This is a genomic window from Halobacillus sp. A1-3 (assembly GCF_050971765.1).
Taxonomy (GTDB): domain Bacteria; phylum Bacillota; class Bacilli; order Bacillales; family Halobacillaceae; genus Halobacillus; species Halobacillus mangrovi_B.
The window spans coordinates 26,882-40,364 of sequence record NZ_JBPCEO010000002.1; the positions used below are offsets into that span (position 1 = coordinate 26,882).

The window sequence follows — 13,483 nt, forward strand, 5'->3', positions numbered from 1 at the left end:
ATTGAGATGAGAAAAATAACTAGCCAGTTTATAGTGAAACTGCTATAATTCAGTTGCTTTCAATATATAAAGAGGTGCAAACAATTCATGAAACAAAATGAAACTCCTTTATTTACAGGTGTCAAAGAGCACGCTGCAAAAAAACCTATTCAATTTCACATCCCAGGTCATAAAAGCGGAAAAGGCATGGATGAAGAGTACCGTGACTTTATCGGTGAAAATGCTCTCTCCATTGATCTGATTAATATTGAACCCTTAGATGATCTTCACCATCCTCATGGGATGATTCAACAAGCACAGGAACTGGCTGCAGAAGCTTTCGGAGCTGACTATACATTCTTTTCTGTTCAGGGGACATCAGGAGCTATTATGACTATGATCATGAGCGTCTGCCATCCTGGAGATAAAATAATAGTTCCAAGGAACGTCCATAAATCGATTACAACCGCGATTATTTTTTCAGGGGCCAAACCTGTATTCATTCATCCTGAACTAGATGACAGATTGGGTATCTCTCACGGAATTACACCTGAGGCTGTAGGGAGAGCATGTGAAGCAAACCCTGATGCTAAGGGCGTTCTAGTCATCAATCCTACGTACTTTGGTATAACGGCTGATTTGAGAAAGATTGTTGAGATCGCTCATTCGTTTGAAATTCCTGTGCTGGTAGATGAAGCACATGGGGTCCACATTCATTTTCATGAGCGGCTTCCCCTTTCAGCAATGCAGGCAGGCGCAGACTTAGCGGCTACAAGTGTCCATAAACTTGGGGGTTCTCTGACCCAAAGCTCGGTCCTCAATTTGCGCGAAGGTCTTGTTTCTCATGAACGTGTACAGACTATTCTTTCGATGCTTACCACGACTTCAACTTCCTATATCCTTCTTGCCTCGCTGGATGCTGCAAGACGACACTTAGCTATCCATGGTAGGAGTTTGTTAGATAAATGCTTATCTCTCGCGGACGACGCCAGAGGAAGACTGAATGAAATCCCAGCGATTTATTGTCCCGGCGAAGATATTTTAGGAAGTGAAGCCACCTTTGATTATGACCCTACTAAGCTGATTATTTCTGTAAAAAATCTTGGGGTTACAGGTTATGACGTTGAAGTGTGGCTGCGGGAAAACTACAACATAGAAGTAGAGCTTTCAGATCTATACAATCTCTTGTGTATCGTCACTCCCGGAGATAGCGAAGAAGATTTAGGTCAATTAATTCGTGCTTTGTCAGAGCTCTCTGAACGGTGTTCTCCCTCACATGAAATGAAAGAGGTAGCTGTCAAAGTGCCACAAATACCTGTTCTTTCACTCACACCACGAGATGCTTTCTATGCATCAACCGAAGTCGTTCCGTTAAAATCTTCAATAGGAAGAATTAGTGCAGAATTTGTAATGGTCTACCCTCCAGGAATCCCGATTTTTATCCCTGGTGAAATCATTACAGAAGAAAACATCCAATACATTCAAGAAAATATTGAAGCAGGCCTTCCTGTCCAAGGACCTGAGGATGACACATTAGAAACCATTCATGTTATACAGGAACAGCATGCGTTTAAATAACCCTATAGATCACCAAAAAAGCCATCCCGACGATTTACGCCGGGATGGCTTTTCTATGATGATCAATTATTTCTTTTCTGAAGTATTGCAAGTCGGACACGTGCTGTAAAGAGTAGAAACCTTCTCATTTTCATAATGCTCAATCACTTTTTGGCAGTCTTGACATACGATTGTACCCATTACACCCACTCCTTAATATTTGTAATCGTTTTCACTGTAAGTTCATTTTAATATGGCACAATCCAAAAATCAAGCCCAAAAGTATAACATTTTATATTTTGTGACATACTAATTAAGTTCATCACTATTATATGTATGACATTCTTAAAATAAATAGTCCAAGAAAAAACGGAAATCTCTTGAGATTTCCGTTTTTTCTTTATGGTGTTTTAATTAGTGCCGGGTCGAGGAGCTCATACCCTTTGTCTTTCAATCCTTGGACAATGTCAGGAAGGGCTTTAGCTGTCCATTCCCTGTCATGCATCAATAAATTAGCTCCATTACCCAACAGGTCTGTATTGACCATTATATCCGCTAATTTTGTCGCATCCATATATTCCTGATTCCAATCGTAGCCGTACGTCCAGTTCATAAGCAGCATATTTTCTTCTACAGCTAATTGCTTAGAGTATTCGGTGTTCTGTCCAAATGGAGCACGGAAGAATTTAGGACGCTCACCGATGATTTCTTCGATACGATCATTCAGACCGATAATTTCTTCTTTTTGTTCTTCTTGAGAAAGATCAGGTAAGGAAGAATGGCTATATGTATGATTCCCGATCGGAAATCCCATTTCATGAATCTTCTTTAATTCTTCTGCTCCTTCAGGTGTATCAATGAAATGACCATTCACGAAAAAGATTGCTGGGGCGTCAAGATCTTTAAGAGTTTTTGCCATTTCAACCCCATGGTTATCAGGTGCGTCATCAATAGTAATTAAAGCTACTTTAGGATTAGCATCCCCAAATGGCTCAAAAGACCAGTTACCAGTCAATTGATATTGTGGTTGTTCAGGTGTTGTGCTTGCAGGCTCTGTGGTCTTATTATCTTTTTGTTCTTCTTCCTTCTTTGTATTTTCATTTTCCTTATTCTTCTCCGACTGTTCTGTCTTCTTTTCTTCGTTGCTTTCCTCTTCCTGCTTGCTTATACTTGAAGCACCGTCACAAGCTGCTAGCAGCAAAACAAGCAGCACAATTCCAACCCACTTTTTCATAGATGACCCTCCACTGTTATGAATTTCCAACTACTATTATATAAGAAGAAATAGGATTTTATCTATCGTTTTTGGGGAATTTATTATATAATGACTAATCGTGGTCCATAGCATTTCTTCATAATAGGTGATTTTTATGATTCAATCTCTTAAAAAGTTCAAAATTCTTGGAGGAAGAACTTTAAAAACAGGGATTTCTGTGTTCTTAACTGCATTAATCTGCGGTTTTTTTAATTTGCCTATCATTTTTGCTGTAATCACAGCTATTGTTACGGTAGAACATACGGCTGCAGATTCTATCAAAAAAGCGTTCGTGCGCTTTCCTGCATCAGCGATAGGAGCTTTATTGGCCACATCCTTATACGCTATTTTAGGAAAAGGTGCACTGACATTTGGGCTCGTTGCTATGATTACGATTGCAGTGTGTCATAAACTGCGTCTGGATGACGGGATCATCGTTGCTACCATCACAGCTATCGCCATGATTCCTGACTTTCAAGAACATTACATTGTTTCGTTCTTTACAAGATTGGGTACAACTTCAATTGGAATCATCATTTCAACTCTTGTGAATTTTTTCCTTTTACCACCCAATTATTCCCCCATGATTTACAAAGATATAAATTCTTTGTATAATCACGCTGCGGTGCTGCTTGAACGTATAATTTCAGACATTGTAGCAGAATCTAAAGAGAAAAACCGGGGAATTCAAAGGTCTTACAGGCAATTGACGGCGCACTTAGAGAGAACATACCAATTGTCACAATTTCAACGTGAAGAGTGGAAGTACCATAAGCACACGAAGAAAGAAATGTCGGCCTTTCAGTTTTCTCAAAAAAAGTTAGGCGCATTCCAACAAATTGCCTACCATTTGGGAAATTTGCAATACGTAAAAACACAGTCATCTGATTTTACCGAAAAAGAAAAAGAGCTCTTACTCACTTTAACAGAAGATTTTGTGAAAGTTCTTCAAGATCCCACACACGGCATTAGCGAGGATCAATTCCAAAGAGTTGAACAGTTGGATGATGTATTCTGGAAGTGGAAAGAAGAACATGTAGAAAAGCAAACGGGATTCAGACATCACTTACCTCCTCAGACCATTTTGATTTATGAACTTTTATGCTTTCATGATGTCCTTGAGGAGCTTCAAAGCATGTCTGAAAAACACAAGCCTATGGTCCATGAGTGTTACTTATAAAGTGAGTGAGAACAAACACTAAATAGGAGGGATGATATCAATGAAACAAGTTTCAAAAGTTTTTTATATTTCTGTTGTTGTAGCCTTCTTATTTATCATTTGGGGAGTCATCCCTAAAGAAACGTTACCAACATGGAATTTAACCAACGTAACATCAACCATCCAAGGATTTTTAACTGATAAATTCGGATGGTTCTATTTACTGTCAATGACAGGATTCGTGATTTTTGCTATCTTTTTGGTTTTCTCTAAGTATGGAAAAATTAAGTTAGGCAAGCCGGATGATGAACCAGAATATCCATATATCACTTGGTTCGCCATGTTATTCAGTGCCGGTATGGGTATCGGTCTAGTGTTCTGGGGTGCAGCCGAGCCATTATCACACTTCCACTCGCCCCCCATTGCAGATCAGGAACCTATGAGTGAAGCAGCAGCGCAATCAGCCATGAAATACAGCTTCTTCCACTGGGGTCTCCACCCATGGGCAATGTACGCTATTTTTGCACTGGCACTTGCCTATTTCAAATTCCGTAAGGATGCACCTGGTGTTATCAGTGCAGCCCTGACGCCAGTTTTAGGTGAAAAACGTGTCAAAGGACCAATAGGAACTCTTGTTGACTTTATTGGTGTTTTTGCAACTATTTTCGGTGTTGCAACATCGTTAGGTTTAGGTGCCTTGCAAATTTCCAGTGGACTTGCCTACACGATTGATGGTCTCGAAGATACATTCACTTTGCAGTTGATCATCATTATTGCGGTAACCATCTTGTTCATGACTTCAGCTATGACTGGATTGAATAAAGGAATTAAATATTTAAGTAATACAAACATTGTCTTAGCTATCGGGTTAATGGTCTTCCTGCTATTTGCAGGGCCGACAAACTTTATTATGGATTTCTTTACAACAACATTCGGATCTTACGTTCGTGATTTACCGTATATGAGTTTCCGAATGACACCTTTTGCTGAAGATAATTCATGGGTTCAAGCCTGGACAATCTTCTACTGGGCATGGTGGATTTCCTGGGCTCCATTCGTAGGTACGTTTATTGCACGTGTATCTAAAGGTCGTACGATTAGAGAATTCATTTTAGGTGTATTGCTTGTACCAACAGTATTCGGTGCCCTATGGTTCTCTGTATTTGGTGGAACAGCGATTTCGTTAGAATTCTTTGATGGTATCGATATCTACTCTGACGTAAGCGAATTGGGTACAGAAGTTGCTCTATTCTCCATGCTGGAACATGTACCGCTTGGTGCAGTCATGTCAATCATTGGACTGCTGCTGATCAGTACATTCTTTATCACTTCCGCAGACTCTGCAACATTCGTACTGGGAATGCAAACTACTAACGGAAGCTTGAATCCACGAAACCAAGTTAAATTCACTTGGGGAATTATTCAAGCAGGAGCAGCAGCAGTACTATTGTGGCAAGGTGGATTAAGTGCCTTGCAGACAGCGGCTATCATTGCTGCATTTCCGTTTATCTTTATAATGATTTTGATGTGTATCTCTCTCCTTCGCGCGTTTAGCGAAGAAGCGAAGAAGGTTGATTTGAAGAAGAAAACTAGATAATTTGTTTGTAGACCTCCGTCCAACTTGCGGAGGTCTTTTTTTGTTTACATGGCCTGTTCTTCCAGATCCTGTTGTTAGAGTATCTTACTCTTATCAAAATTTTTCCTTGGAGTCGATGTTAACTATCAGCACTTCCCGATTGATCAAAAAAACAGGAGCTTAGTGTAAGCTCCTGTTTCATCTTTAGGATGGATATCCAAGAATAGTTTTCGTTTCAAGATATTCCTCGATGCCGTGATCTCCCCACTCTCTTCCAATTCCAGATTGTTTAAATCCGCCAAATGGAGCTGCAAAATCTGCCTCTGCATCGTTTACCTTGATTCGGCCAGCACGGATGCTTGTCGCTACTTTCCTTAATGCTTCTTTGTCTTCTCCAACGACATACCCGGCTAATCCGTACTCGGTATCATTACTTATCCTAATAGCATCATCAAGGTCTTCGTACGTAAGGATGGACATTACCGGACCGAATATCTCTTCTTCTGCTATTGTCATATCGTTTTTAACATCTGAAAACACTGTCATCTTAGTATAATATCCTTTGTCTAGTCCTTCTGGTTTTCCAGTGCCACCAGCGAGGAGTGTCGCACCTTCCTCTACTCCTTTTTCAATATAAGATTGGACTGTATTCCATTGTTTCTTAGATATAAGTGGGCCAACTTTATTATCTTGACGAGGATCTCCTACAGTAAATTCTGGGAGCACTTTCAAGACTTCTTCTTCGAAAGCCTCTTTCATTGAATTAGGAATCAATATTCGAGTTGCAGCGGAACATACTTGACCTGTGTTTGTAGCAATATGATTAACAGCTGTTCTTGCTGCTTGTTCGATGTCCGCATCTTCCAATACAACAAGTGGTGACTTACCACCAAGCTCAAGAGCAACGTTCTTAATGCTTTCTGATGCATTTTGCATTATTTTCTTACCTACTCTACCCGAGCCGGTAAATGACACAAAATCAATACCTGGATGAGAGCTAATGCCATCACCAATAACGTCTCCTTTACCGTTTACAAGATTGAAGACACCTTTTGGTACTCCAGCTGCTTCAAATATTTCGGCTAAAATAATTGCGGCAAACGGGGTAACTTCTGCAGGTTTTAATATGACTGGGCTGCCAGCCGCAAAAGCACTCGCTATTTTAGTAGAGGTCTGATTTGTTGGGAAATTCCAAGGTGTAATTAAACCACTGACTCCTACAGATTCTTTCACACGCGTGTGTCCGCCCATATCCTCCATAAAGGAGAACTCTTTCAAAGATTCGGCAGCCTGAGAAAAATGGTTGTAACCCATCATAAAATGAACTTTTTCAGAAACTGCTAAAGGAGATCCCAATTCATCCGTAATGGTTTCTATAATGTCGTCTTTTCGTTTCTCATACTCTTCTGCAATTCGTTCAAGCATTTTTACTCTATCATCCTTAGACATTGTTGAAAAAGAAGGAAAAGCCTCTCTAGCTGCTTTCACAGCTTTATCTAAATCTTCCTTCGTTCCTAAGCTGATTTTACCTATAACTTCTTCAGTAGCCGGGTTGATAACCTCTTCGACGTCCGATCCTGTGGATTCAACCCACTCACCATTAATGTAATGTTTGAGATAATTACGCATCCTATCCGACTCCTTCTATAAAAAGTCAACTACAACTATTTCTATATTGAGCTTCCACTATTGAACATTACCTTTTTTATCCATAGTGAAACCTCCCCACTAGTCGATAGAATTGAAAAAAGCACACACCGTCTTAGATGTGCGCTATTTCAAAATTAAGCGTTTTTTATTAAAAGGTATATAAAATATGGCGCTCCAATGATAGCCGTCATGATCCCTGCAGGAATTCCACTCGGATCTGTTAAGTTCCTGCCGATGGTGTCTGCGACTAATAAGAGCCATCCACCTAACAAAACAGCCACTGGTATAAAAAGCTGGACGCGTGGACCGACAAGTGATTTTGCTAAATGAGGTGCGAGTAAGCCGATAAATGCAATGCCCCCTGTAACGGAAACAGAAGATGCGGCTAATGCCACTGCAATTATGAATAAGATAAATCGGTCTTTCTCAATGCTAACACCTGCACCGATTGCCACAGGTTCGCTTAGGTGCAATAAGTTCATGCGGTTCGATTTATAGAGAGTGTAGGGAACGAGAATGGCTAACCAGGGAAGAATAGCGATGATAAATGGCCAATCTGTTCCCCAAATGTTCCCTGCCAGCCAGTTGGCAATGAAATCAACTTTTGTACGCTCAGCTGAAGATATCAAAATAATCATCGACCCAGAAAGGGCCATCGCAAATCCTATTCCCACAAGCACCAGTCTGACCGGTTTGAATCCTGCATTTTTTTGATAGGAGAACAAATAGATTAGTAAAGAAGTGACAAGGGCGCCTAAAAAGGCTACTAGTGGAAGCAAATACACAAAGGAGCCTGCTTCTATTGGAAAGTACAAGAAAAATACTGAAATGGCGACACCTGCCCCAGCATTAATTCCTATGATTCCAGGATCGGCTAAATCATTACGGGTAATTGTTTGAAGGATTGCACCTGATAAGGCTAAAGCCATTCCTGCAAGCATTGAAATAATCAGCCTAGGTAACCGGATTGAAAACAGAACAAACTCTTCCTTGAATGAACCTTGACCAAAAATTGTTGGAATGATCCGATCAAAGGAAACAGAAGAGTACCCTATCCCCATAGCGATAAAGCTAGTTATTAAGATTAAAATAGCAAAGCCAAGGACATACAGCCGCTGTTTTCGCAGCAAATGAGGATGAATCATAACGTCTTCCCTCCTTTTCTAACAATTAGAAGAAAAAATGGAAGCCCTAGCATTGCTACAATTGCTGCCACAGGAGTTTCATATGGAGCATTTATTGTTCTTCCAACCGTATCTGCCAGCAGCAAGAATGTTCCTCCTGTGAAGACTGACATAGGTAAGATGAAACGGTAATCAGTACCCGCAAGCGCACGAACAATGTGTGGAATCATGAGCCCTATAAACACCATATTACCTACGAGAGCAACTGCTGCTCCAGCAAGAATAATAACTGAGACAAACAGACAAATTTTGATTAAGAGAACCTTCTGGCCGAGCCCTATCGCCAACTCTTCATTCAAGCTTAAAACCGTCAGTTGTTTTGATAGAAATAAAGCAAGCAAGGTTCCAATAACGACAAAAGGGATAACAATTTGAAGCTGACTCCATGTTGTTCCGATAAGCCCTCCTGCGGTCCACATGGTAATATCTTTCGAAACTTTAAAGTACAGCCCGATAAACTCACCAATCGCTGTCAGAAATGCTGATACTGCTGCCCCCGCTAATACAATACGAAAAGGAGAAAACCCTCCTCGTTTTATGGAACCTATCCCTATGACGAGTACGGCTCCAGCAGCCGCTCCTATAAAACAAGCGATTGTAATCCAGAAGTAATTAGCTCCCGGGATAATGGCAAGGGCAACCGCGAGAGCCATGTTAGCACCAGATGTCAAACCTAACAGTCCAGGATCAGCTAAGGGATTCTTGGTTAAACCTTGCATGATTGCCCCAGATACAGCCAGTGCTGCTCCCACGACAACAGCCCCTATTTCTCTTGGCAGGCGAATTTCTTTGATAAGCAGCGTCCCTTTATTTTCAACGTCACTCGTTAGCGCTAACACGATATCTTTCATATGAATGTCGGCTGCTCCATAGCGAATTGCAATCACAAAACATACGATTGATACTAGTACCGTAATTATCAATTTATAAATAAACGATATTTTTTTCATGAAAATCTCATCTTTCCTATGTAGATTAAGAAAAGGGAATCATAATGGATTCCCTCCTTTTAAATTATTCACCTAAGAATTTCTCTTGGAAAACTTTTAATTGATAATCTAATGTGTGGGCGTCGTTGAAGTAGAAAGATTTCGCATTTACTTCAAATACATTACCGTTTTTAACAGCTGGAATGTTCTTATACGTTTCTGTTTCCTGAAATGCATTTTCTTCATCTTGATTCTTGCTGAAGATAATATAATCCCCGGCATACTCTGGAAGTACTTCTGGAGAAATTGCATAATATCCAGGTTCTAACGCCATTTCTTTTACTTTTTCAGGCATTTTCAATCCCATTTCTTGATATAGGATTTCTGTTCCACGTGCCCAATTATCTCCGAATACGTAAATTTGTTTTTCAAATTTCTCAATGACGGTGACCGTAGCATCTTCCCCAATTTTCTCTTTAATTTTATTTCCAGTTTTCTCAGCTCTTTGTTTAAAATCTTTTACCCACTGTTTAGCTTCTTCTTCTTTATTAACGAGCTTACCGATTTCAATATGTTGTTCTAAGTAATCGAGCTTGCCGTAAGTATAAGTGACTGTTGGAGCAATTTCTTTCAGTTTATCGACATTCTTTGTGTTTGATAATCCTATAATTAAATCAGGATTCAATTCAATTATTTTTTCAAGATTATCACCTGCAACCGTTTCTACTCCTTTAAGCTCGTCTTCAAACCTTGGATTCATTTTGGACCAAGAATCCACTCCTACCATGTTCACATCTAATGACATCAAGTTTCCCGCAAAAGATGAAAGAACGACAACTCTCTGCGGATCTTTCGGTACTTCAACAGGTCCGTTTTCAGATTCATAAGTAACCATTTCAGAAGAAGCCTCTTCTCTACTGTTTTCTTTATTTTCTTCAGATTCTGCTGCTCCTGAATTGCTTCCGCATGCGCTAAGAATGAGCACTAGCAAAAGCAATAGGATTGTAGATAATTTCTTCATTTGTTTCTTCTTCTCCCTTCCATAAATCATAAGTTAAGCACATCGGTTTATCTGTTCTCGGATCACGCCCAATTACCGCATCAATATGAAACACTTGGCATAACACCTCCCGTTGTATAACTTCTTCGCAAGATCCAGATTTAATTATTTCTCCTTGTTTCATTGCAACGATATGATCAGCAAATCGTGCGGCTTGGTTCAGATCGTGGAGGACCATCACGATTGTCCGTCCTTCTTCACGGTTCAATCTTTTCAAGAGCTCCAGAACTTCAAGCTGATGAGCCATATCCAAATAAGTCGTAGGTTCATCAAGAAAAATCATCTCAGTCTCTTGAGCTAAGGACATCGCAATCCATACCCTTTGACGTTGGCCTCCAGATAAAGCATCAACAGATTCGTATTTGAATTCATGGATTCCAGTAACATCGAGTGCCCATTCTACTACTTCCAAGTCCCTTTTTGTTAAACGTCCAAATCCTTTCTGATAAGGAAACCTTCCATAAGAGACAAGCTCCCCAACTGTCAACCCACTTGCGCTCTCCGGATTTTGAGGGAGTATCGCTAACTTTCTAGCTAGTTCTTTCGTGTTTTGTTTAGTAATACTTTCACCATCCAAAATATAGACCCTGATTGATGCTGAATGATCCGCGTCATCGCTTTAAGTAATGTTGATTTGCCACATCCATTTGATCCAATAATGGTTGTAATCTGCTTATCTGGGATCTCGACTTGCAGATTCTTAACAACCTTTTTATCTCCATAACCAACGTTAACGTTTCTTGTATGTAGGCGAGTCATGAATAGCCCTCCTGTAAATATGCGCCCCTCTTATTTGATAATGATTCTCAATATCATTACCAATAATACTATAATCCTAATCCAAATGGATGTCAACTAAATTCCTACCTTTTACTCTTTTTTATGTAGTTAAAAGACAAATTATTTCTTGCTGTTACAATCGCACTTAAAAGACATTATGAAGGACTTGCATACGCAAGTCCCTTATAATTCTTACTCTGTTCCTTTGTTCGTTGCTTTTCCTTCTTTTTCGCCTTTTTCTTTTCTCATTGCATTCAAGTCCCTTTTACTTTTATGCTTCTTGTTTTTATCCTTCATCATTCATCCTCCTTTCTTTACTATTTTGTGTCACAATGGCTAATATCATCAGGGACAAAGCTTTACAAATTTCATAAAGATTAACAAGTCGGTTAATAATAAAACACTGCGATATCATTTAAATGACATTTCCTTAACATCAACAAACCTGTTCATTCCCTTTGTTACACTGTGTGTGGAAGGAATGAAAGGGAGTGGGACTTAATGAAATTCAGCACGTTACTGGCCATCTTGTCGGTGCTCTTATTAACAGGCTGTCTCCCACAGTCAGAAGATGTAGAAGTCTTAAGTGCGCAAGAATCTTCTTATGAGCTTTATCTTTATACAGAGACGGATAACAAGGATAAGGCAAAGAACTACTTAAGTGCCTTGTTGGATTGGAAAACAAGTCAGATAGAGTCTAAGAATATTGAATTTAAACAATCCAAAACTAATGCAGATAAAATTGGCATTTCTGAAGAGAAACTCCCCTCTCTTGTCATAAAAAAAGAAGGCAAAGTTGTAAAACATATTACAGGGGATCCACCAACAAAAGAGATTTTAAATGAATTAGAGCAATCCATCGTCATGGTCCAATGATTTCTCTCTCTTTTCACATAAATAAAAGAGCAGCCAAAAATTTGGCTGCTCTTTTTCATTTAAATTTATTTTACAATGTGGATAGGTTGTCCAATAGCTACTTCTGCAGCTTCCATTGTAATTTCTCCAAGCGTTGGGTGAGCGTGAATCGTTAACGCAAGATCCTCAGCTGTCATACCAGCTTCAATGGCCAGCCCAAGCTCAGCGATCATGTCACTGGCATTCGGCCCAGCTACTTGCGCACCGATCACAAGGTCGTCCTCTTTACGAGTGACAAGCTTCAAGAATCCGTCACTATCGTTAAGAGATAGCGCACGTCCATTCGCTGCGAATGGGAATTTAGAAGCTTTGACTTCAAACCCAGCATCTTTAGCTTCCTGCTCTGTATATCCGACAGAAGCAAGTTCTGGATCAGAGAAGACTACAGCAGGAATTCCGTGGTAATCAATCTCAGATTTCTCACCAGCAATGGCTTCCGCTGCAATTTTACCTTCATAAGAAGCTTTGTGAGCCAATGGAGGACCTTCAACAATATCACCAATCGCATAGATGTTATCAATGCTAGTACGGCATTGCTTGTCGATTTCGATAATTCCTTTATCACTCATTTTCAATCCTAATTCTTCTAGTCCAATTTCATCTGTATTCGGACGACGACCAACTGTTACTAGTACATAATCAGCGTCAATCGTTTTTTCTTCGCCTTTTACTTCGTACTTCACAGTTACTCCGTCTTCTTTCTCTTCTACACCTTGAGCCATTGCTTCTGTAACGACGTCAACACCTTTTTTCTTAAGGCGCTTCTTAACAAGAGAAGACATTTGCTTCTCAAAACCACCAAGGATATCCTTCGTTCCTTCAAGAATCGTTACTTCAGTATCAAAGTTTGCATATGCAGTTCCTAGTTCAGTACCGATGTAACCTCCACCAATGACAACCATTTTCTTAGGTATTTCATTCAGCGAAAGAGCTCCAGTAGAATCTAGAACACGATCTGAGAACTTGAAATTTGGAATTTCGATTGGACGAGAACCTGTTGCAATGATGCAATTGTTAAATGTGTAAGTTTGAGAGTTCTTATCATCCATTACACGGACTGTATTGTTGTCAACAAAATAAACCTCACCTTTTACGATATCTACTTTGTTTCCTTTAAGAAGGCCTTCGACACCGCCAGTAAGTTTTTGAACAACGCCGCTCTTCCACTCTTGTACTTTAGAAAAATCGACTGTTGTGTTCTCAGATTGGATGCCCATATCTTCAGAGCCTTTAGCATGTTCAAAACGGTGACCTGCTTGAATCAATGCTTTAGAAGGTACACAACCAACGTTTAAACAGACACCGCCTAGGTTGCCTTTATCAACGATTGTTACCTTTTGCCCTGTTTGAGCAGCACGGATGGCAGCTACATAGCCACCAGGTCCTGCTCCAACGACTAACGTATCTAATTCAATTGGGAAATCTCCTACTACCATACT

General features: G+C 39.9%; 11 protein-coding genes and 1 pseudogene. 4 read left to right on the plus strand and 8 right to left on the minus strand.

All coding sequences use genetic code 11. The features are described from left to right. Positions 1–87: 87 nt before the first annotated feature. Positions 88–1,557: an aminotransferase class I/II-fold pyridoxal phosphate-dependent enzyme gene (locus ACRYKC_RS02895; protein WP_433805164.1), complete on the plus strand. Its 1,470-nt coding sequence runs from the start codon at positions 88–90 to the stop codon at positions 1,555–1,557. 66 nt (positions 1,558–1,623) lie between these two features. On the opposite strand, the gene ACRYKC_RS02900 is transcribed toward ACRYKC_RS02895, so the two are convergent. Both ACRYKC_RS02900 and ACRYKC_RS02905 read right to left on the minus strand, forming a co-directional pair. Then, positions 1,624–1,737, minus strand: a complete 114-nt coding sequence (locus ACRYKC_RS02900; protein ID WP_085030086.1) for a GapA-binding peptide SR1P — start codon at positions 1,735–1,737, stop codon at positions 1,624–1,626. A gap of 199 nt (positions 1,738–1,936) precedes the next feature. Continuing rightward, a complete protein-coding gene (locus ACRYKC_RS02905) occupies positions 1,937–2,770 on the minus strand; it encodes a polysaccharide deacetylase family protein (RefSeq protein ID WP_433805165.1) in 834 nt (277 codons plus the stop codon). Positions 2,771–2,906: 136 nt separating this feature from the next. Here ACRYKC_RS02905 and ACRYKC_RS02910 point away from each other — a divergent pair, with 136 nt between their 5' ends. Both ACRYKC_RS02910 and ACRYKC_RS02915 read left to right on the plus strand, forming a co-directional pair. After that, entirely contained in the window at positions 2,907–3,971 is a 1,065-nt protein-coding gene (locus ACRYKC_RS02910) for an FUSC family protein (RefSeq protein ID WP_433805166.1), read from the plus strand. A gap of 40 nt (positions 3,972–4,011) precedes the next feature. After that, complete coding sequence (locus tag ACRYKC_RS02915) at positions 4,012–5,547, plus strand: glycine betaine uptake BCCT transporter (protein WP_433805167.1); 1,536 nt, start codon at positions 4,012–4,014, stop codon at positions 5,545–5,547. A 183-nt stretch (positions 5,548–5,730) separates the two neighbouring features. On the opposite strand, the gene ACRYKC_RS02920 is transcribed toward ACRYKC_RS02915, so the two are convergent. The 5 genes and pseudogenes from ACRYKC_RS02920 to ACRYKC_RS02940 form a co-directional block, all read right to left on the minus strand. Then, a complete protein-coding gene (locus ACRYKC_RS02920; protein WP_433805168.1) occupies positions 5,731–7,155 on the minus strand; it encodes an aldehyde dehydrogenase family protein in 1,425 nt (474 codons plus the stop codon). A gap of 155 nt (positions 7,156–7,310) precedes the next feature. Continuing rightward, positions 7,311–8,321 carry a FecCD family ABC transporter permease gene (locus ACRYKC_RS02925; protein WP_433805169.1) on the minus strand — a complete coding sequence of 337 codons (1,011 nt, stop codon included), beginning with the start codon at positions 8,319–8,321 and terminating at the stop codon, positions 7,311–7,313. Then, complete coding sequence (locus ACRYKC_RS02930) at positions 8,318–9,310, minus strand: FecCD family ABC transporter permease (protein ID WP_433805171.1); 993 nt, start codon at positions 9,308–9,310, stop codon at positions 8,318–8,320. The genes ACRYKC_RS02925 and ACRYKC_RS02930 overlap by 4 nt, the downstream gene beginning before the upstream one ends. Before the next feature lie 64 nt (positions 9,311–9,374). Further along, complete coding sequence (locus tag ACRYKC_RS02935; RefSeq protein ID WP_433805172.1) at positions 9,375–10,310, minus strand: iron-hydroxamate ABC transporter substrate-binding protein; 936 nt, start codon at positions 10,308–10,310, stop codon at positions 9,375–9,377. Further along, a pseudogene (locus ACRYKC_RS02940) lies at positions 10,261–11,045 on the minus strand (ABC transporter ATP-binding protein). The gene ACRYKC_RS02935 and the pseudogene ACRYKC_RS02940 overlap by 50 nt, the downstream one beginning before the upstream one ends. Before the next feature lie 585 nt (positions 11,046–11,630). Here ACRYKC_RS02940 and ACRYKC_RS02945 point away from each other — a divergent pair. Continuing rightward, positions 11,631–12,005 carry a hypothetical protein gene (locus tag ACRYKC_RS02945; RefSeq protein ID WP_433805173.1) on the plus strand — a complete coding sequence of 125 codons (375 nt, stop codon included), beginning with the start codon at positions 11,631–11,633 and terminating at the stop codon, positions 12,003–12,005. 65 nt (positions 12,006–12,070) lie between these two features. Here ACRYKC_RS02945 and lpdA read toward each other — a convergent pair whose 3' ends face one another. After that, positions 12,071–13,480 (minus strand): dihydrolipoyl dehydrogenase, encoded by a 1,410-nt coding sequence (gene lpdA, locus ACRYKC_RS02950; protein WP_433805175.1) that lies wholly within the window; start codon positions 13,478–13,480, stop codon positions 12,071–12,073. Between the last annotated feature and the right edge of the window lie 3 nt (positions 13,481–13,483).

What these genes read in the sequence shown, in the direction of transcription:
- ACRYKC_RS02900 (WP_085030086.1), bottom strand. Translation starts at nt 1,737, where the DNA reads ATGGGTACAATCGTATGTCAAGACTGCCAAAAAGTGATTGAGCATTAT.
- ACRYKC_RS02910 (WP_433805166.1), top strand. Translation starts at nt 2,907, where the DNA reads ATGATTCAATCTCTTAAAAAGTTCAAAATTCTTGGAGGAAGAACTTTA.
- ACRYKC_RS02935 (WP_433805172.1), bottom strand. Translation starts at nt 10,310, where the DNA reads ATGAAGAAATTATCTACAATCCTATTGCTTTTGCTAGTGCTCATTCTT.
- ACRYKC_RS02895 (WP_433805164.1), top strand. Translation starts at nt 88, where the DNA reads ATGAAACAAAATGAAACTCCTTTATTTACAGGTGTCAAAGAGCACGCT.
- ACRYKC_RS02905 (WP_433805165.1), bottom strand. Translation starts at nt 2,770, where the DNA reads ATGAAAAAGTGGGTTGGAATTGTGCTGCTTGTTTTGCTGCTAGCAGCT.
- ACRYKC_RS02920 (WP_433805168.1), bottom strand. Translation starts at nt 7,155, where the DNA reads ATGCGTAATTATCTCAAACATTACATTAATGGTGAGTGGGTTGAATCC.
- ACRYKC_RS02915 (WP_433805167.1), top strand. Translation starts at nt 4,012, where the DNA reads ATGAAACAAGTTTCAAAAGTTTTTTATATTTCTGTTGTTGTAGCCTTC.
- lpdA (WP_433805175.1), bottom strand. Translation starts at nt 13,480, where the DNA reads ATGGTAGTAGGAGATTTCCCAATTGAATTAGATACGTTAGTCGTTGGA.
- ACRYKC_RS02925 (WP_433805169.1), bottom strand. Translation starts at nt 8,321, where the DNA reads ATGATTCATCCTCATTTGCTGCGAAAACAGCGGCTGTATGTCCTTGGC.
- ACRYKC_RS02930 (WP_433805171.1), bottom strand. Translation starts at nt 9,310, where the DNA reads ATGAAAAAAATATCGTTTATTTATAAATTGATAATTACGGTACTAGTA.
- ACRYKC_RS02945 (WP_433805173.1), top strand. Translation starts at nt 11,631, where the DNA reads ATGAAATTCAGCACGTTACTGGCCATCTTGTCGGTGCTCTTATTAACA.